The sequence below is a fragment of the Dyadobacter sp. CY326 genome, from assembly GCF_021390515.1.
GTDB lineage: Bacteria > Bacteroidota > Bacteroidia > Cytophagales > Spirosomataceae > Dyadobacter.
In genome coordinates, this window is the sequence record NZ_JAJUXI010000002.1 from 748,063 (window position 1) to 768,625 (window position 20,563).

15 protein-coding genes are annotated in these 20,563 nt (G+C 45.0%); 13 read left to right on the forward strand and 2 right to left on the reverse strand.

Features of this window, described 5'->3' with window-relative positions; translation table 11 throughout:
• Nucleotides 1-17 precede the first annotated feature (17 nt).
• The 5 genes from LZG73_RS03730 to LZG73_RS03745 are packed head-to-tail and all read left to right on the forward strand — an operon-like array spanning nucleotide 18 to nucleotide 2,611.
• Nucleotides 18-338 (forward strand): DUF721 domain-containing protein, encoded by a 321-nt coding sequence (locus LZG73_RS03730; protein WP_233846244.1) that lies wholly within the window; start codon nucleotides 18-20, stop codon nucleotides 336-338.
• 42 nt (nucleotides 339-380) lie between these two features.
• Nucleotides 381-599: a DUF2683 family protein gene (locus tag LZG73_RS03735; RefSeq protein ID WP_233846245.1), complete on the forward strand. Its 219-nt coding sequence runs from the start codon at nucleotides 381-383 to the stop codon at nucleotides 597-599.
• Entirely contained in the window at nucleotides 575-853 is a 279-nt protein-coding gene (locus LZG73_RS25615) for a Txe/YoeB family addiction module toxin (protein WP_409014304.1), read from the forward strand. Before LZG73_RS03735 ends, LZG73_RS25615 begins: the two co-directional genes overlap by 25 nt.
• A 24-nt stretch (nucleotides 854-877) precedes the next feature.
• On the forward strand, nucleotides 878-1,804 hold the full coding sequence (locus LZG73_RS03740) for an LD-carboxypeptidase (protein WP_233846246.1): 927 nt from the start codon (nucleotides 878-880) through the stop codon (nucleotides 1,802-1,804).
• A 6-nt stretch (nucleotides 1,805-1,810) separates the two neighbouring features.
• Nucleotides 1,811-2,611 (forward strand): SDR family oxidoreductase, encoded by an 801-nt coding sequence (locus tag LZG73_RS03745; RefSeq protein WP_233846247.1) that lies wholly within the window; start codon nucleotides 1,811-1,813, stop codon nucleotides 2,609-2,611.
• Between the two features lie 6 nt (nucleotides 2,612-2,617).
• On the opposite strand, the gene LZG73_RS03750 is transcribed toward LZG73_RS03745, so the two are convergent.
• The gene (locus LZG73_RS03750; RefSeq protein WP_233846248.1) at nucleotides 2,618-3,946 is read right to left on the reverse strand and encodes an amidohydrolase; all 1,329 of its coding nucleotides are present in this window, start codon (nucleotides 3,944-3,946) and stop codon (nucleotides 2,618-2,620) included.
• A gap of 429 nt (nucleotides 3,947-4,375) precedes the next feature.
• Here LZG73_RS03750 and LZG73_RS03755 point away from each other — a divergent pair, with 429 nt between their 5' ends.
• From LZG73_RS03755 to LZG73_RS03785, 7 genes are all read left to right on the forward strand, one after another.
• Nucleotides 4,376-7,654, forward strand: coding sequence for a SusC/RagA family TonB-linked outer membrane protein (locus tag LZG73_RS03755; protein WP_233846250.1), 3,279 nt, complete (start codon nucleotides 4,376-4,378; stop codon nucleotides 7,652-7,654).
• 6 nt (nucleotides 7,655-7,660) lie between these two features.
• The gene (locus LZG73_RS03760; RefSeq protein ID WP_233846252.1) at nucleotides 7,661-9,121 is read left to right on the forward strand and encodes a SusD/RagB family nutrient-binding outer membrane lipoprotein; all 1,461 of its coding nucleotides are present in this window, start codon (nucleotides 7,661-7,663) and stop codon (nucleotides 9,119-9,121) included.
• Between the two features lie 234 nt (nucleotides 9,122-9,355).
• On the forward strand, nucleotides 9,356-12,511 hold the full coding sequence (locus LZG73_RS03765; RefSeq protein WP_233846254.1) for a SusC/RagA family TonB-linked outer membrane protein: 3,156 nt from the start codon (nucleotides 9,356-9,358) through the stop codon (nucleotides 12,509-12,511).
• Between the two features lie 10 nt (nucleotides 12,512-12,521).
• On the forward strand, nucleotides 12,522-14,096 hold the full coding sequence (locus tag LZG73_RS03770) for a SusD/RagB family nutrient-binding outer membrane lipoprotein (RefSeq protein ID WP_233846256.1): 1,575 nt from the start codon (nucleotides 12,522-12,524) through the stop codon (nucleotides 14,094-14,096).
• 10 nt (nucleotides 14,097-14,106) lie between these two features.
• Nucleotides 14,107-15,012 (forward strand): BT_3987 domain-containing protein, encoded by a 906-nt coding sequence (locus tag LZG73_RS03775; RefSeq protein ID WP_233846258.1) that lies wholly within the window; start codon nucleotides 14,107-14,109, stop codon nucleotides 15,010-15,012.
• Nucleotides 15,013-15,174: 162 nt separating this feature from the next.
• On the forward strand, nucleotides 15,175-16,419 hold the full coding sequence (locus LZG73_RS03780) for a pyridoxal phosphate-dependent aminotransferase (protein WP_233846260.1): 1,245 nt from the start codon (nucleotides 15,175-15,177) through the stop codon (nucleotides 16,417-16,419).
• Nucleotides 16,420-16,466: 47 nt separating this feature from the next.
• The gene (locus tag LZG73_RS03785) at nucleotides 16,467-17,258 is read left to right on the forward strand and encodes a queuosine precursor transporter (RefSeq protein ID WP_233846261.1); all 792 of its coding nucleotides are present in this window, start codon (nucleotides 16,467-16,469) and stop codon (nucleotides 17,256-17,258) included.
• A 2-nt stretch (nucleotides 17,259-17,260) separates the two neighbouring features.
• Here LZG73_RS03785 and LZG73_RS03790 read toward each other — a convergent pair whose 3' ends face one another.
• Nucleotides 17,261-18,019, reverse strand: a complete 759-nt coding sequence (locus tag LZG73_RS03790) for an RNA methyltransferase (protein WP_233846262.1) — start codon at nucleotides 18,017-18,019, stop codon at nucleotides 17,261-17,263.
• Here LZG73_RS03790 and LZG73_RS03795 point away from each other — a divergent pair.
• Nucleotides 18,019-20,487: a BamA/TamA family outer membrane protein gene (locus LZG73_RS03795; RefSeq protein ID WP_233846263.1), complete on the forward strand. Its 2,469-nt coding sequence runs from the start codon at nucleotides 18,019-18,021 to the stop codon at nucleotides 20,485-20,487. The two genes, LZG73_RS03790 and LZG73_RS03795, sit on opposite strands and share 1 nt — an antisense overlap.
• The last annotated feature ends 76 nt before the right edge of the window (nucleotides 20,488-20,563 follow it).

The window sequence follows — 20,563 nt, forward strand, 5'->3', positions numbered from 1 at the left end:
TCCTGAAAGTTATGGCAATGCAATATCGATTTGACAAAGAAAAAGCTTCGCGGCGGCCCGGAATCACGCCGTTGAAAGATGCTATTGATCAAATGCTGGAAAAATACCGGCTCCGCAATCGCTTTGATCAATCCTACGTCGTCGCGCATTGGGACAAAATCATGGGTTCCGCCATCGCAACGCGTACAAAAACCGTTTACATTAAGGATAGAACCCTTTTCCTGCAAATAGAGTCCGCCCCATTACGCAACGAACTCTTCCGCGCCAAAGCCAAAATTATCGAACTGATCAACCGGGAAATGGGGTCTGAGTTGCTGGAAGAGGTGGTTTTTATTTAGGGGAAAGTGCTTATCTTTAATATTAGTTTAAAACTTATAATTATGACAACACTATTCATTAATACAGAAGATCAAACCGTTTTAAAGGCTGTTAAAGCGCTTTTAAAAGGTTTCCGTGTAACATTCGAGGAAGGACCGAGCAAAGAGTATAACCCTGAATTTGTGGCAATGGTCGAGGAGGGTGAGAAGCAAATCAGAGAAGGTCGCACTACGGAACTTAAAGAGGGGGAAAACCTATGGGATCTGGTATCTTCAAAATAATATTTACCGATCTCGCTCTTGAACATTTAGAATTTTGGCATAAATCTGGCCAGAAAGCGCAAATCAAAAAAATCGAAAATTTAATTCAATCAATCCGGGAAACGCCCACTTCCGGAATAGGAAAACCGGAGCCCCTCAAATATAATTTCGCAGGTAAATATTCCAGGCGCATTAATCAGGAGCATAGAATCATTTACAGAATAGAAGATCAAAAGGTTTTTATAATCTCAATGAAGGGTCACTACGAACCCTGATCCACCAAAAGCGAATTCTTTTTAATGAGTAAAATCAAGTGCCCCCCGTTTCTTCAACCCGGTGATAAAATTGGAATTGTTGCTCCTGCCAGTGTTTTGAATTATGAGGACATTTTGCCGGGGATTAATCTTTTCAAGAATGCATGGGGGCTTGAAGTGGTTGAGGGGAAAACTTTGAAAACAGCCTCCAATCAGTTTTCTGCGCCAGATGAAGAACGTTTGGCCGATCTCCAAACAATGCTGGACGATCCTTCCATCAAGGCAATTATTGCGGCACGAGGCGGATATGGCTGCTCCCGCATTGTGGATCAACTCAATTTTGACCAATTCCTGGAAAACCCCAAATGGATTGTTGGTTTCAGTGACCTCACCGTGATCTTGTCAAGAATTTATGACTTGGGTTTTGCTAGTCTGCATGCGCCAATGGCCAAATCCATCACAACAGAGGGTGCGGAAATAGCGGCCGAGTCACTTAGACAAATGCTGTTTGGTGAAATCCCGACTTATCCCCTTCCTGCTCATGAGCTTAACCGCGCTGGCAATGCAAGCGGGCAGTTGATTGGCGGAAATCTCTGCATTTTGGCACATTTAATAGGCACAGAAACTGACATGGACACGGATGGTAAAATTCTGTTTATCGAAGACATTGCCGAATATTTATACAATCTGGATCGCATGATGATCCAGATGAAGCGGGCAGGAAAGCTTGAAAAACTCGCTGGTCTGATCGTCGGCCAGTTTACCGATATGAAGGACAATGCCAACCCGACTTTCGGGAAAACCTACTACGAGATCATCCACGAGCACATTGCAGCATTTGATTATCCCGTTTGTTTTAATTTTCCAGTTGGCCACGTGGGTGATAACCGGGCGATGGGTGTGGGCATGGAGGCCATTTTGGAAGTCAACGAAGAAGGAGTTTCATTTCGATTTGCACTGAACAACGTTTAACCTGTTATGGAGACATTTAAAGACAAAGTTGTCTGGATAACGGGCGCTTCCTCGGGCATTGGAGAGGCGATTGCGATGGCTTTTGCAAAAGAAGGCGCCAGGCTTGTGCTCACGGCCAGGCGTGAGGACGAATTGCAGCGCGTAAAGCAAGCGACAGGATTGGCGGAAGCGTCTGTTTTAATCCTTCCAATGGACGTTACCCAATTCGATAAGGCTCAAAACGCAGCGGAGCAGGTTATTGCGCATTTTGGCCGCATTGACATTATGGTCCATAATGCTGGGGTGAGCCAGCGCTCCTATGTGAGCGACACAGAACTTGACGTTTACCAGCAATTGATGAATGTCAATTTTTTCAGCACAGTGGCTATTACCAAAGCAATCCTGCCTTACATGATTTCACAAAAAAATGGTCATTTTATCGTGATTAGTAGCGTTGCGGGCAAGATCGGGACCATTATGCGCTCGGGTTACAATGCTGCGAAACATGCATTGCATGGCTTTTATGATTCGCTTCGGGCAGAGGGTTTTGAGCACAATATCAAGGTGACGACGATTTGTCCGGGTTACATTCGCACCAGTATTTCGCTGAATGCATTGGATGCTTCCGGAAGCAAATTCGGCAAAATGGACTCCAATCAGGAAAAAGGAATTCCCGCTGATGAATGTGCGCGCCGGATTCTGGAGGCAGTTAGGAAAGATAAAAAGGAAATTTACATTGGCGGATTTAAGGAAGTGGCCGCGATTTATTTAAAGCGTTTCCTTCCGAACCTGCTTTTTGAACAAGTCCGGAAGAATATTCCTGAATGACATTTGTTATTTACTCTTCACTTTTTTCGTGTCCGTAGTTTTAGCCATTTGCAAATAATCTGTTGCCAAACGCGCCAGCGACCGCACTCCAAGCACCAGACTGCTTTCGTCTACATAAAAATCCGGCGTGTGGTGTGGTGCTGCATCCGCAACTTTTTTCCCCTTCGGCATTCCTCCCAGAAAGAAAAAGAATCCAGGCACTTTCTGCTGAAAATAAGAGAAATCTTCTGCACCGGTTTTTGCTGGAATTATCTGGACCTGCTCTTTCCCGGCGACGTTTTCGAGCGTTCCAATCATTTTTTCCGTTAACGCTACATTGTTAAACGTTACCGGATACATTACGGTTATGTCCACTTTGGCCGTAGCCCCCGCGCTTTCTGCAATGTTGGTCGCAATGTCATTCATTCGCTTGTGCACATAAGTATGCATTGTCTCGTCAAACGTGCGGATTGTCCCGATCATCTTCACCGATTCCGGAATAATATTTTGTCTGATGCCACCATTCATTGCCCCAACGGTCACCACAGCGGGCGCCTGCGTAAGGTTCAGATTGCGGCTTACAATGGTTTGCAGGCCCATTACAATTTGGGAGGACGTAACGATCGGGTCCACGCCGGACCACGGATAAGCGCCATGCGTTTGCTTCCCGATCACATCAATGGCGAAGAAATCAACTGCGGCCATCGTGGCACCTGGTCTATACGAAATCCTGCCAGTTTCGAGCTGTGAATCAATGTGTAAGCCAAAGATCGCTTCAACTGCCGGATTTTCCAGAATGCCCTCTTTCACCATCAGCTTGGCACCGCCCTCTTCTCCGACCGGCGCACCCTCCTCAGCGGGTTGAAAAATGAATTTAATGGTGCCCGGAATTTCGTTTTTCATCCCCGCAAGCACTTCCGCAACGCCCATCAATATGGATATGTGCGTGTCATGTCCGCAAGCATGCATGACGCCCGTTCTCTGACCATTATAATCGACCACAACCTGCGACTTAAACGGAATATCGACGCGTTCTGTCACTGGCAAACCATCCATATCTGCCCGCAATGCAACAACTGGACCGGGTTTTCCGCCTTTCAGCAGCCCAACCACACCCGTGTGCGCAATGCCTGTCTTCACTTCCATTCCCAGCTCGCGCAGGTGGTTTGCCACCTTCTCTGCCGTTTTGAATTCCCTGTTTCCAAGCTCAGGATTTTGATGAAAATCACGACGCCATTCGACCAGCTTTTTTTCAAGAGATTGTGCTTTCTGATCAATGCCAGAGGTTAGGTTTGACTGCCCGTTTGAATAACAAAATGAGAGGGCCAATATTGCGGAGAGTAATGTCTTATGCATGGGCAGTAGTGATATATAAGTGAAACATATTGAAATAATACAATATACGTGAGCCAAAGAAATCGGAAACCTGGCAAATGTTGAGAAAAAAATCACTTCGGATAAAAACTTTTTCGCCAAACGTATATAGAGTCCGTTAACATGCGAATGCTTTTGTTAAACTTAAAAGTAGTTCGTATTAATGATATGAAAAAGTTAAAGAATGGGGCTTATTGTTAACAAATATATAATACTTGCCCAGTTTTTACAAATTTCAAACGTTTAAAAAAATCGCAAAAAATGCCCTTTGTCAGCTATAATATTCGCCAAAATGACAGTGGATACCAAACTATATTTTGAAATTTCGCAATTAAAAGGTTGTAATGGTTAAACTAATAATTAATTTTGCAACATTATGTTAACATAACAAATCAAACTCTTTAATCACGTATGAGGAAGACTCTATTATCCCTGCTGGGATGCTTGCTGCTATTGACGGCACAGGTGTTTGCCCAGGATCGCGCCGTGACTGGTAAAGTCAGAGCGGAAGACGGCTCCAATTTGCCGGGTGTGAACATTTCTTTGAAAGGTACTAATCGCGGTACTACAACAGATGCGGACGGAGCTTATTCTATCACCGCAGAATCAGGCGCAACACTTGTATTCAGTTTCATCGGTTTTCAGTCTCAGGAGGCCACAGTGGGAAGTCAGTCTGTTGTCAACATTACGCTTAAAAATGATGTAAGCCAGTTGCAGGAAGTTGTTGTAACGGCGTTAGGCCAGGAAAGAAAAAGAAATGAACTTGTTTACGCTGCTCAACAAGTGAACGCGGAACAAATCACCCAGGCTCGTAACCCAAGCGTAATGAATGCGCTTGCCGGTAAAGTTGCTGGTTTGGATATCAAAACGAACAACAACATGGGTGGATCGACAAGCGCGGTTATTCGTGGTTTCAAATCCATTACTGGTAACAACCAGGCACTTTGGGTAATTGATGGTGTTCCGGTTTCCAATGCAAACACGAACACTTCTGATCAGCAAACTGGTCGCGCAGGAACTGACTACGGTAACGCTGCTGCGGATATCAACCCAGACAACATTGCTTCGGTCAACGTTTTGAAAGGTGCTGCTGCAACCGCATTATACGGTTCACGCGCTTCAAACGGTGTAATTTTGATCACTACAAAACAAGGTCGTAAAAACAGCTTCGACGTAACCGTGAACAGCGGTGTTACCTGGGGCAAAATCGACAAGACGACATTCGTTAAGTATCAGAACGAATACGGTGCAGGATACGATGGTGACGGCGCTAAAACGCGTTTTTACCGTGGTGACTTAGGTTCAGGAGTTGGAAACATTACACTTTTCGATGCGGATGCTTCATTTGGCCCAAAATTCGATCCTAGTGTGATGGTTTATCAATGGGATGCACTTGACCCAAGCTCTCCAACTTACCAAAAAATGACTCCGTGGGTTGCTGCGAAAAACGGACCTGCTTCATTCTATGAAACGGGTGTCAACTCCAACCAGAGCGTAAGCATCACAGGTGGCGGTGAAAACACAACTTTTAAACTTGGTTATTCAAGAAATGACGAGAAAGGCGTGCTTCCAAACAGTAAATTGGGCAAAAACCTTTTCAACTTCTCGGCTTCTTTTGACCTGACTAAAAAATTGACAGTTCAGGCGAATGCCAACTACTCACAAATCAAGGGCCTTGGCCGTTATGGAACGGGTTATGATGGCAAAAACCCTAACCAGCAGTTCAGACAATGGTTCCAGACAAACGTTGATTTGGCTGACCAAAAAGCTGCTTATTTCAGAAACGAGCAAAACGTAACGTGGAACTGGGGCAGCCCGACAAATCCATTTGACACAAACGGTCCGATCTATTCTGAAAACCCATATTACTCCCGTTATCAGAACTATTCAAACGATACGCGTGACAACTTCTTCGGTTACACACAAGCAGTTTACAAGCTTGCACCATGGGTTGACATTACCGGTCGTTTTGCATACAACGGAACGCAGGATTTCCAGGAAGAAAGAATTGCATTTGGCAGCGCTGATCCAGCAGAATACAGCCGCTATAACCGTGGTTTCAACGAAACCAACTTAGACGTGATCGTTAATTTCCGTAAGGCAATTACGAAAGATATCAACTTCTCAGGTTTGGCGGGTGGAAGCATGCGCAGATCAAAATTGAATGCTGTTAGAGCAAAAACAAACGGTGGAATGGTGGTGCCAGGACTTTACTCCTTGCTAAACTCGATCAACCCGATCGAAGCGCCTTCTGAAACTTCTCAGCGCATTGGTGTGGATGGTATTTATGCTCAGGCTTCATTTGGTTATAAAGACCTTATCAACCTTGACCTTACGGCAAGACAAGACAAGTCGTCTACGCTTCCAAAAGATAACAACACCTATTTCTATCCAGCGATTGGAGCCAACTTCAACTTCTCAAACCTTCCGGGCTTGAAAGCAAGCTGGTTGACAATGGGTAAGTTGAGCGCTAACTACGCTGAGGTTGGTAATGATGCACCGTGGGGAAGCACTTTGGATGTTTATGACAAGCCAACTGGTCTTGGATCAACTCCTTACTTCACGCTTCGTAACACGAAAAACAATCCGGAATTGAGATCAGAGCGTACAAAAAGCTATGAATTCGGATTGGAAACAGCGTTTTTGAATGATCGCGTAGGTTTCAACTTTACTTACTATCGCTCGCAAACGTTGGATCAGATTCTTCCAGTTTCGATCTCTGCTGCAACGGGATATTCTTTCAAGTATATCAACTCAGGAGAAGTTCAAAACAAAGGGATCGAGATCTCCGCTTATGTGACTCCAGTGAAAACGGGTGATTTCTCATGGACAGTAACCGCAAATTTTGCACGTAACAGAAACGAAGTTATCAGCCTATATGAAGGCGTGTTGAACGTTCCTGTTGCATCATTGCAAGGTGGTGTTTCACTTAATGCTGCTGTTGGTCAGCCATTTGGTGTGATCAGAGGAACAAACTTTGTTTACCACGCAGAAAATGGTCAGAAAGTTGTTCGTTCAAATGGTTTGTATGCAGCAACTGCAAGTTCTGCTGAAATTATTGGTAACCCTAACCCAGACTGGATCGGTGGTTTGAGCAACAATTTGAAATACAAATCACTTTCGCTGAATTTCTTGCTTGACATTCGCCACGGTGGAGATGTTTGGTCATTGGATCAATGGTATGGTGAAGGAACCGGTCTTTATCCAGTAACTGCCGGCTTGAATGAGCTTGGCAACCCAAAAAGAGACCCAGCTTACAACTACGATGACGATGGTAACAAATTGGGCTTGACAGACAAACCAGGCGGCGTTTTATTCCCAGGTGTTAAAGCAGACGGAAGTCCTAATGACGTGAGAGCAGAAAACTCTGATGGTAATGGAAACACTGCCTACGGATATCCAGGCAATCCCCCACGCGCTATGTATATCTACGATGCAAGCTATATTAAACTGAGAGAACTTGCGTTAACTTACTCTATTCCACAAGACTTCGTTGCAAAATTGCGCGCTTTCAAAGGAATCGACGTATCAGTAATCGGTCGTAACCTTTGGATTATCCACAAAAACATGGATTTCCAAGATCCCGAAGAAGGATTGGGTTCAGGACTGCTGAATGGTGCGGGCGGTTATCAGAGCGGTGCGTATCCTGCGGTAAGAAGTTATGGTTTTAATGTTAAATTCCGTTTCTAATAAAATATGAAAAGATTAATCATTTTCTTTCTCCCGATCCTGCTGATGACCGCTTGCGTCGACAGTCTGGACGACTATAATGTTGACCAAAAGCGCCCTTCGGAGGTGCCGCCGGTGACTTTGTTCTCCAACGCATTGAAAGGGCTTGCTGATACACTTACAAGCCCCAACGTAAACGTAAATAACTATCGCTTATACGTACAACAGTGGGCTACAACCACTTACCTGGATGAGCCACGTTATAATGTAACGGCACGTACGGTTCCTCAGGCTTTCTGGCAGGGACTTTATAAAGGTGTGATTTCAGATTTGAACGAAGCACGCAGATTGCTTAACGAAGACAAGTTCATTCTTCCTGCAAACAGAGATGTTCAGATTGCACAGATCGAGGTTGTCGAAGTTATGGCTTGGGCTGCTCTGGTAAATACTTTTGGCAACATTCCTTACTCAGAAGCTTTGGACCCAAACAATGTTTTGCCAAAGTATGACGATGCAAAAACAGTCTACGATGATTTGTTAGCGCGTTTGGATGTTGCAATTCCAAAGTTCAGTACGGGCGGAACAGGATTCACGGATGGTGATCTGCTTTACGAAGGCGATCTGGCTGAGTGGTCTAAATTTGGAAACTCACTGAAATTGAAGCTTGCAATGGTCATTGCTGACAGCGATCCTGCAAAAGCAAAGACATTGGTGGCACAAGCAGCACCTAACGTTTTCACTTCAAACAATGACAACGCGGCGTTCCCTTACATTGACACTCCGCCAAACTACAACGTCATTGCACAGAACTTGAACCCTGCATATTCAAGCCGTCAGGACTTTGTTGCATCTGCGACAATTATCAACCCGATGAACGAGTTAAAGGACCCAAGACTCCCTGCATTCTTTACGGATGTTAATGGAAAGTATGTTGGTGGTAACTACGGATTTTCGAACACATATTCAGCATTTTCTCACGTAGGAGACAACATTATCGAGCCGGATTTGGAAGGTTTGTTATTGGATTATTCCGAAGTTGAGTTCTTGCTTGCAGAAGCGGTTGAGAGAGGTTTCATTACTGGCTCAGCAGCAACACATTATAACAAAGGAGTTGGTGCTTCAATCGAATATTGGTTGGGTAACATTGGCGCCCCGGCAGCAACAATTACAGCAGCGACAACTGCTTACCTTGCACAGCCAAAAGTTGCTTACGCAACAGCAGCAAGCAACTGGAAAGAAAAAATCGGCTTCCAGAAATGGCTTGCATTGTACAACAGAGGCTGGGAAGCTTGGGTTGAATGGAGAAGATTGGACTTTCCAAAACTATCTCCTCCAACGGGTGGTAACGCTCCTGCGGGACTTGCAATTCCAGTTCGCATGATCTATCCGATCAACGAGCAAACGCTGAACGGTGCAAACCGCGAGTCAGCAGCAGGCGCAATTGGCGGTGACCTGGTGACGACTAAATTGTGGTGGGATAAGTTTTAATCCGACCAAACGAATGAAAAAGGGGACATTTTGTCCCCTTTTTTTGTGCCCAATCACCAGTAAAAAGCGCAAGAACATATTGTAAATTTCGAAGATTACAGCTTTTCTAAAATTTAACTTACGAATTTTACTTTATACCCAAAGAAATATTCTGAATTAGTCGTTTTATAGATTGCAATTGTCAAAACAATAATTATTTTTACGCAAGCATTATTACTTAACAAACCTAACTTAATGAAAAGAAATTTACTGCTCTTTTTGAGCGGATTGCTGCTGCTCTGCGGTCATGCATTCGCTCAAAGTCGGGAAGTGACCGGGACGGTTACTTCCAAAGACGACGGCTCCATGTTGCCCGGCGTTTCTATCCGTGTTGCAGGCACTAACACGGGAACACTCACTAATGACAAAGGCGAATACAGCATCAATGCACGCCAGGGTCAAACACTAATTTATTCTTTCGTCGGTTTCCTTAACCAGGAGCTGAAAGTGCCGGCGTCCGGCAATCTGGACGTTGTATTGACTCTGGACGAGCTTGCTTTAAATGAGGTTGTTATCACAGCCGGCGGTCTTACCGCACAACGCCGAGAGCTGGGTAACCAATCCACCACTGTAAAAGCGCAGGACATTGTTCAGGGCAAGCCCATCAGTGTCGCAGCCAGCCTTGCAGGACGTGTTCCAGGTTTACTTGTAATGGGCGTGAGCAGCGGGGTGAATCCGAATTACCGTTTAGTGCTACGCGGTAACCGTTCGCTAACTGGTAACAACCAGGCGCTGGTTGTAATTGACAACATTATATCCACTAACGACATTCTGGGGAACCTTAACCCGGAAGACATTGACGACATCCAGGTTTTGAACGGAGCAGGTGCAGCCGCATTATATGGTTCTGATGCATCTAACGGAGCCTTGATCGTTACTACTAAAAAAGGAAAGTCAGGCGTTACGCAGTTCAAGGTTTCGAACACCACGACTCTTGAAAAAGTTAGCTTTTTACCTCAGCTTCAAAACGGATTCGGTTCGGGAACAACTCCTGATGACGTGCCGTCCTACACGCCTTACGAAAACCAGCAATATGGTCCCGCCTTCGACGGATCCATGGTAAACATTGGAAAGCCGTTGCAAGATGGTTCTATTCAAACTGTTCCTTATTCAACACAAAATTTCCGTGAAAATTTCTGGAACACCGGTGTAGCCAACCAAACTGACCTAAGCGTTACGTCAGGAGACGAAAAAGGCACATTCTATCTTTCTGCTCAGTATTTTGACCAGAAATCAACGGTGCCTTATGACAAATACAAGCGTTACAGCGTGCGTGCAAACGTGGTTCGTCACATTTACAAAAATCTGACTGCGTCATTTAATACCAACTTCATCGCTGGTCGTACAAACCAAAGCAGCCTTACAGGAAATGCCTACGAAAACCTGCTGATGTCACCAGGTCAGGTTGACGTTACGAAATATGAAGATTGGCAGAACAATCCATTTGCCAACCCGAATGGCTATTTCAACGAATATTATCAAAACCCATATTTCACATTGTCTAACAACCGCTGGGACCAGCGCAATGACTATTTGCAGGGAAATATGGAATTAAAGTGGAACCCGATCAAGCCTCTTACATTCACTTATCGTGTGGGTATGAGCGGACGTAACTTGTCAGGAAAAGTTTATTCGGGCAAATTTACTTTCACAGATTACACGAAAAGCATTTCAGGAAGCTCGAAAACGGACATCGCTGGTCAGGTTGTGGATTATGCAGGTTATACAACCCAGTTCGTGAACGACTTTTTGGCTGAATTCAAGACCAACCTTTCGCCTGATTTTAACCTTAATGTGGCCGTAGGAACCACCGTTCGGGAGAATGCAACAAAAGCAATGAATGTTATAGCAAATGGTCTTGTAATCGATGGACTTTACAATGTCGGCAACAGCTTGAATCCACCACTTGCGAATGAAGGCAATTACAAAGCACGCCAGATTGGTGTGTACGGAGAAGCCCGTCTTGGTTTCAAAGAATTTCTTTATCTGCACGTAACTGCAAGAAATGACTGGCGCTCGATCCTTGCGAAAGAAAACCGTTCGTTCTTCTACCCCTCTGCGGATATATCGTTCATCGCCAGCGACGCGATTCCCGGACTTGCTAATTCTGAATTCCTGGAAAGTTTGAAACTGCGTGCAGGTTACTCACAGGTTGGACAGGTTAACTTAGGTAACAACAGAGATTTTGGCCCTATTCCTTTGAACAACCTGGGTGCTTATTCATTGAGCAGCACATTCTCACAAGCTTTCGGTTATCCTTACACAAGCGGTGCTGGTTTTGTACTGGACAACACGCTTGTTTCTCCAAACCTGAAACCTGAGATCACAACAGGAATTGAAGGCGGTATCGATTTTGAATTTCGTCCATGGAGCATTGGTGGCGGTGTAACTTATTACAAAACCAACACAGTTGATCAAACGATCACCGTTTTGATCCCGAACTCTACGGGTTACGGATCTCTGCGAACCAACATTGGAGAGGTTGAAAACAAAGGAATCGAGGCAACATTGCACATCACACCGATCAAGACTGCCTGGGGATTGCGCGTTGACCTTGGAGCTAACTATACTTACAACCAAAACAAAGTCATTTCTCTTTCGGCTCAATCCAATGAGCTTAGCATAGGAACTTCGGGCTCTGCTGCAAGGGTTATCGCAAAAGTTGGCTCTCCGTTCCCACTTCTTCAGGTGACTGATTACAACCGCGATGATCAGGGAAGAATCATTGTTGATTCAAAAACAGGTTATCCATCTACAAACGGAACGTTCCAAGACGTGGGCATCACTAACCCGCCTCACATTCTGGGTGTAAACGGTGGTGTAACCTTCAAAAAGCTGAGATTCAACTTGCTGTTTGAATATCGCAATGGCCATTACATCTTCAACTCCGTTTCCGGAGGTTATGACTTCTCTGGTGCTGGTGTGCGCACAGGTTGGTATAACCGTGATCGTTTTGTTATTCCAAACTCTTCATACTTGAATGCGGAAGGCGCCTATGTAGAAAATACAAACATTGCAGTAAGAAGCGGTGGTGCTGATTTCTGGACGGACGGAACAAGAAATACGAATATTGGTCAGAACTACACGAACTCTGCCGGTTTCTGGAAACTGCGCGAAGCATCTATCGGATATGAGCTGCCACAAGGATTCCTTGATAAAACAAAGTTTATCAAAGGCGCAAGTGTGAGTATTCAAGGAAGAAACCTCTTCATATGGGCTCCGAAATCGAACCTTTATACAGATCCTGAGTATAGCTCAAATGGTGCGGACAACAATGCAGTTGGTTTCACCAGCCTTGGCCAAACACCGCCGGCACGTTACTTCGGCGGCACATTATCACTAACATTTTAATTAAATACCAATGAAAAGATATAACATCAGTTGGATGCTGGCACTGCTAGTCACAGTACTTTCATCTTGTAGTGATTATCTCGATATCAACACCAACCCAAACCAGGCTACGACCGTACAGCCGCTGCTGGTTTTGCCCGCTGCTATTACCGGCACGGCTTCGGTATCGAGCCAGTATAACAGTTACGGTGGACATTTCGGAGGCTATATCGCCAATGCAGGTGGTTTCTCGGGGTTCGGTAACCTATTCAATTATCAGCTGATCCCAGATAACTACAATGCACTTTGGGTAAATGCCTACGATAACCTGAACGATTACAAATATGTGATCGATCAGACCGAAGGAGATGATACGCAGGCTTATGCCAATGCTGCTGCCAACATTATGGTTGCTTACAACTTCCAGAAACTGGTTGATGCATTTGGCGATGTTCCTTACACGGAGGCGTTGAAAAACAATGCAAACCTGACGCCAAAGTATGACGACGCCGCGACGATTTATCAGGATCTGGTTACAAGATTGGACGCGGCAATCGCCCTAATTGATGGAGCAGAATTCGCAACCGCATTGAACTCCTCATCGGATCCAATGTTTGGCGGCGATATGGAAGAATGGAAAAAGTTTGCCAACACCATTAAGTTGCGCATTCTGGTTCGCGTTTCGGGAGTGCCTGCTCTTTCCTCATTTGTAACAACAAAATTTGCTGCGCTTGATAAAACACTCGGTTTCATTACTGACGATGCAATCGTTAACCCGGGATATGTGAAGGACAAGCCGAACCCACTTTGGAACACATGGGGTTACACTACAACCGGTACGCTCGCTAACTCTTCCCGCATTCCCACTGAATTCGCTTTTGGCTTCTACAAAGGTCAAAAACTGCAAGACACTGGAAGAGGTGAAGTGATTTACAAGAATTTCGAAACCAACACGCCGGTTAACCAGCTCGGAAACGAAGTAGATGCACCGACGATCATTACCAACTATTCGACTTGGTATACGGGCACTTTCAGCAGTGCTTCCAGCATTGGAAATGCACTCGGTGTATTGAAAGGCGCAAGCCAGGGACAAGTGCTGATGCTGCTTGCAGAAGCGCAATTCTTGCAAGCAGAAGCGCGGTTGAAAGGCTTTATTACAGGCGACTTCGCGGCAAGCTTTGATGCTGGTATCGCTGCATCCTACACTTACCTGTACAAAGATGTGACCAATGTGGTTGCAGCAGGAAAGAATGTAACGGCAGATGTTGCTGCTTACAAAGCTGAAAATGCAGCAAGCTATCTTGTGAACATTAAGCTTGCAACAACACCGGCACAGCGTCTGGAAGCGATCATTACCCAGAAATGGATTGCCGTAAACATGATCAATTCAGAAGAAGGCTACAACGAATTCAGAAGAACGGGTTATCCGGTTACGCAGCCAAACGGCGACAGTTTCCATAACATTGCTTCACTGCTGTCAACTTCTACCCGCGCGGATAAGCTGCCTTCAAGAATTCTGTATCCGACTTCCGAGCAATCATACAATGCTGGAAATTACAAAGTGGTTAACCCATTTACCGATTTGATCTTCTGGGATCCTAACTGAAAAATCTGATATGAACTATTCAATAAAAATAGCTGGCTTGTTCCTGTTTGGCATAGCCGTAACTTCCTGTCTGAAAGACGACATGAACCTGGATCCGGACACTTCGACGAATGTAGTCGAGTTCAAAAACCCGTCCAGCTTTGTTTCGCCTTCCGGCAGCACGTATTCACTTTATTCTCAGTCGTTTGATCTGGCTGACGAAGCCGATTATCCGGTTGAAGTAAGTTACTCAGGAGCAGATGTTGCACCTCAGGACATTACGGTAACATTAGGCGTTGATACGGCTGCGGTGACGCAGTATAACATCGAGCAGGAGGAAGAATTTGAAGCAATTACGCCTGATCTTTATACAATCCCTGCATCGGTTGTCATTCCAAAAGGACAGCGTAGAGCAGAGGTTTTGATCAAGCTGAAACCTTCGAAATTTGATTTTGCCAAAAACTATGTGCTTCCAATCCAGATCAAATCTGCTTCAACTGGGATAGTTAGCGGCAATTTTGGAACGATCCTGCTTGCTGTTAAAGCCAAAAACATTTACGATGCGACTTACACCGCAACCGGATACGTTTATCACCCGACTGCACCAAGAGCTGTTGCGAAAGATAAGCCAATGGTAACTGTTTCGCCAACGACCGTTTCCGTGGAGCTAGGTGACTTGGGAGGAAGTGGCTACAATGCTAACTTAACTGTCGATCCAAAGACAAACAAAGTAACAATTACGCCTGCCGCAGGTGCTGCGGGAGCACCTTATACGCAGTTTGACAAAGAATTGCCTGCTCCATACAAAGCTGCATGGGCCGGTGCTTCGAAAGCCAATAACACGTACGATCCAGCAACCAAAACCTTTTATTTGAGATATGGTTACATGGGAGGAAACGGATGGCGTGTAACGGAGGAGATCCTTGTGAGAAAATAGGAGGCTTATCAATAATAAACTTCTTAAATAAGCATATTTCAACATTAGCTGGTCCGCCTGGGCCAGCTATTTTTTTTGATAGACAAACAATGTTGTAGACTTGCGGCGGGAAATTTGCAATTGATTTTCTTTAACTTTGGTGGTTATCCTGATCTTAAAACAATGGAATTCTTAAAAAGCCAGCGCCTCAATAACCTCAAATACGAAATTCGCGGCGCTACTTACCAAAAAGCATTGGAGCTGGAAAGTCTGGGTTATAAAATTCATAACCTTAACATTGGCAACCCGGCCCCGTTCGGATTCGATTCTCCGGACGAAATTGTGCACGATATCATCATGAATCTCCGCAATGCGCAGGGTTATTCCGATTCCAGAGGATTGTTTGCGGCCCGTAAAGCTGTCATGCATTACACCCAAACAATTGGCATTCAGGATGTTGAAATCAATGATATTTTTATCGGCAATGGCGTAAGTGAGCTCATTCTGCTTTCCATGCAAGCTTTGATCAATCCAGGCGATGAAATTCTGGTTCCTTCGCCTGACTATCCGCTTTGGACTGCGGCCATTGCATTGAGCGGCGGCACGCCCGTGCATTACGTGTGCGACGAAGCGTCAGACTGGAACCCTGATCTGGAAGATCTTGAAAAGAAAATAACATCGCGCACAAAAGGCATTGTCCTCATCAATCCAAACAACCCAACAGGTGCGGTTTATGAAAAAGATGTGTTGACCAAAATTGCAAAAAGCGCTGAGGAGCACGGACTGATCATTTTCTCGGATGAGATTTACGACAAAATCCTTTACGACGGAGCTGTGCATTATCCGATGGGCTCGCTGGTGACCGAGACGCTTTGCGTAACCTACGGCGGACTTTCAAAAAATTACCGTTCAGCTGGTTTTCGTGGCGGATGGATGATCATGAGCGGTGCCAAACAAAAGGCCAAATCTTATCTGGAAGGCATTTTGCTGCTCGCCAGCATGCGCTTATGCGCCAATGTCCCAACCCAATATGCCATACAAACAGCATTAGGAGGCTATCAAAGCATTAAAGAACTCGTTGTGCCAACCGGCAGATTACACAAACAAATGAACCTCGTTTACGACAGGCTTATTTCTATTCCGGGAATAACTTGCGTGAAACCGAAGGGTTCTTTGTATGTTTTTCCAAAAATTGATTTGAAGAAATTCGGTTTGAAAACGGACGAGCAGTTTGTTTACGACCTGCTAAGCGACCAAAAAGTGCTTGTTGTAGCCGGAACAGGCTTTAATTACATCAGCGACGATCATTTCAGGATTGTATTTTTGCCAACAATCGATGAATTGAATCAGGCGATGGACAAAATCGAGTTTTTCCTTGAAAATCACCGCATCCTGTCCACACGCACTGTGGAAGATGTGATCGCCTAAAAAGGCAATAATTAACCGAACCCTATCAGTATATTTTTAGTAAATAAATGGCCACCGAAAATACGAGCGTCCAGGAAGCGAAGCGGCAACGTCTTTTTTTGCTGCTTTGCGGGATTTTCTTAACAAATGCATTGATCGCCGAGATCATTGGCGGTAAGATTTTTTCAGTCGAAACATTGCTGGGAATTCCGCCTGCGCAATTGCTTATCGGAGGTCAGCGCCTTGATTTCAATATGACGGCGGGTGTGATTAACTGGCCGGTTGTGTTTGTAACTTCGGACATTATCAACGAATATTTTGGCAGAAAAGGCGTGAAGCGCATTTCCTATCTCACCGCATGCTTCATCGCTTACACTTTTATTACAATCCTCGTGGCAACGCTTTTGCCGCCTGCACAGTTTTGGCTGGACATCAATAACACCGACAAAGCTGGCAATGTGTTCAACATTAATGATGCTTTTTCGAAGATCTTTAATCAGGGATTGGGCATTATGATCGGGTCCATCGTGGCGTTTTTGTTGGGCCAGTTGCTGGACGTGTCCGTATTTTCATGGCTTCGCAGGAAAACTGGAAGCAAATTCATCTGGCTCCGCGCAACTGGTTCAACCATGTTTTCGCAGCTGATCGACAGTTTTGTCGTGATTACGATTGCATTTTATGTGTTTGGAAACTGGGATCTGAACCAGGTTTTTTCTGTTGGATCGATCAATTATGTGTATAAAGGCGCAGTTGCGATCTTGCTGACGCCTATTCTTTATGTCGCCCATTATTTCATTGATAATTATTTGGGCAAAGAATATGCGGAAGAGCTCTCACACAATGCAGCACACGACATTTGATATTAGACCGAAAGTTGCCGCCGCAGATTATCCAGCATAACCGCTGTCGCAATGCCTACATTCAGCGACTCCGCCCCTCCTATCCGCGGAATCGTAATTTTATCAGTCACAAATTGTTCGACAGCTTTTCCAATGCCATTGGATTCATTGCCCATTACAATGTATCCGCCCGATTTGGCAAATTGAAAATCATATAAAGATGACCCGCCCAGAAAAGCGCCGATCACATTCATTCCAGTTGCGTTTTCTGCTAAATAAGATTCAAGATTTGTATAAAATAAATTTACCCGCGTGAATGATCCTTTGCTGGCCGCAACCACTTTCGGATTGTAAACGTCCGTTGTGTCATTGGAACAAATTATTTTATTGATTCCATACCAATCCGCCACGCGAATGATCGTCCCAAGATTTCCAGGATCGCGCACATCGTCCAAAACAAGCACATATTCTGATTTATCCGGAGACAAAAATTCATTTTGCTTCGTTTTAGCAACAGCCAGACACGAATCATTCGTCTGGAAAGACCCCAAACCTTCAAGCTCCTGCAAGGTGACTGTTTCTGCGATTGTGTTGTGCGTGGTTAAAATAGTTGAGTATTTTTGCTGAAATTCCTGTGTCGTTAGCACAAATTCGATTTCAAAATCGGAATCCAGCAATTCGAGCACACTCTTGGCGCCTTCAACGATGAAAGACTGATGCAGCTGCCTGAACTTCTTGATTTTAAGCGAATTGATATATTTTATACGATTTTTCGACAGCATTGAATATTAATTGTAAGATTACATATAGCTGGTATTTCTTCCTGATTTTGGTGGGATTGTCTTCCTGCGCACGCAAGCCCGCCTCCCAATCCAAAAGTTATTATCTCGGCACTTCGTCCATTAAAGGAAATGAGATCATTAATGACTCGGAACTTGACGCATTGATTCCCCAAAAACCCAATCGGCGACTCCTGGGGCTGCCTTTTTTTCCTTATGTAGGCTTGTATCGCTTTGGTGAGCTCTTTTACAACCGTGAGGAAAAGCAGCGGAAAGTAATTGAAATCACGCAAAAATATCAAAACGAATCCCGCATAAACGAAAATTCTCCTAAAAAGCTAGAAAGAATACAGCGCAGATATGCAAAAAAACTGGAAAAAGCGCAAACAAGAGTCGATCAGGGCAATTTCTGGATGCGCGTTTTGGGAGAAGCACCCGTCTATTTCGTCCAGTCCGAAGTCACTCAGAATGCTGAGAAAATGCAGAAATATCTTTATAACAACGGCTTTTTCGAGGCGAGCGTTGGTTACAAGCCGGACACCATTTTCAACAGGATTCGCGTCAATTATCTGGTAAGCGAGAAGCGGCCGACCATGATCCGCGACATTAAATATCAGATCCGCAACGACTTGGCTGACAGCATTGTCGCAGCCAATAACAAGAATCCTTCGTTGCAAACGAAAAAGCGTTACGATGGCGATTCCTTTGAAGAAGAGCGGATCAGGATTGAAACTGTCCTCCGCAATGAAGGTTATCTTGGCTTTTCGCGCCAAAATGTTTCTTATCTGATTAATGACACCATTACCAATGCAGCAACGGACAGTTTGTTCAAATCTGTGGATGTGCAGGTGCGCGTTGACGTGCCAGAGTCGGTGAAAAGTGGAGAGCGATTTAAGATCAACTCGGTTCATTTTGAAGTGCTGCCACCAACGGGCTCCACGGACCCGCGTTATGCAAGAAAAGATACGGTCAATTTTCAGGGGATCAATTACACCTTTTCGGACAAAAGATTTTCGACCCGGATTCTGGATAGCAAGATCCAGGTGAGGCCGGGCGCTTTTTACAGTCAGCAGCGGGAACGGGATACGCAGCAGCAACTTTCGCTTACCGACCAGTTCCGTTTTGTCAATTACAGTTACACGCTGGATTCGACGGGACGCGGCATTAATAGTTTTTTCAAAGTTATTCCGCTCGAAAAATACCAGATTTCAACCGATGTCGGATTGAATGTGATCCAGCTTCAAGGAGCGCCCGGGCCGTTCGCAAACCTTTCCTATAAGATCAGGAATGTGTTCAATGGCCTTGAAAACTTCGAAGCCAACCTTCGGGGCGGCATTGAGCTTGTTCCCGGATTCCTTGGTTACGGCTCGGTTTATCGCAGCGAGGAAATTGGCATAAACACTTCGCTAATATTTCCAAGGCTCCTGACGCCGGGAAGCATTCTGCAAAGACAAACTGCATTCTATAACCCGCGGACGCAGGTTGGATTGGGTTATAATTACGTCAATCGCCCCGAATACACGCGCACGAACGTGAAAGTAGCCATGACTTATTCCTGGCAGCCGACGAACAGAACGCTTTTTAACCTGTCGTTGGTCGATTTGAACATTCTCAACACGCAAAATATTCGTTCGGATTTTCAGCAGTTGCTTAATTCACTCCGCGAGCAGGGAAATAACCTTTACAACAGTTTTCAGCGATCATTTGTGTCGGATATCAACTTCAACTTTACCTACAACACCAATGCGCTGATGGGGCCGCAGCGCAATGCGCGCTATTTCCGCGTCGCCATTGAATCAGGCGGCACGACGCTGAATATCCTTCCAAAGCAGGAGAATTTGATCAAAAATGTGTTCGGCGACTCTTTGCAATTTTATAAATATGTGCGTTGGAATGCAGATTATCGCCGTTATTGGCGTGCGGGAAGGCGTTCGGCTTTCATTGCGCGCGTGAACACAGGTGCTGTTTACAGTTATGGCGACAGCAAAGTGCCGCCTTATGAGAAATATTTCTTTGCCGGTGGTTCCAACAGTTTGCGTGCCTGGCTGCCGCGTCGGCTTGGTCCCGGCTCGTCCCCGCCGAGACTTACGCCGGATAACTTATCCATTGAGTCGCCAGGGGAATTCCTTTTGGAAGGCAATCTGGAATGGCGCGGCCATCTCGTCAGATTTTTGGGAGACATTAATTATGCATTATTTATCGATGCGGGTAATGTCTGGAACCTGAACAGCCAGGCAACCGAATCGCAGAAGCTCGAAGCGGATAAATTTCTCAAAGAAATCGCCATCGGAACCGGCTTTGGAATTCGTTACGACCTTTCGTTTTTCGTGCTCCGCTTTGATTTTGGAATAAAAGTGTATGATCCCGCATTGAATCGATTTGTCTTGGATGAGCTGGAATTCAACAAGCTTTTTAATCGGAGGCAATCCAATTTTCTCAATGTAAACCTGGGTGTGGGCTATCCTTTTTGAGTCCCAAATGCGGTCTTGAAAGTATGACAGTTTGTCAGTTTTAAGCCAAATCTTTCTATATTTGTAATTCTGTAAA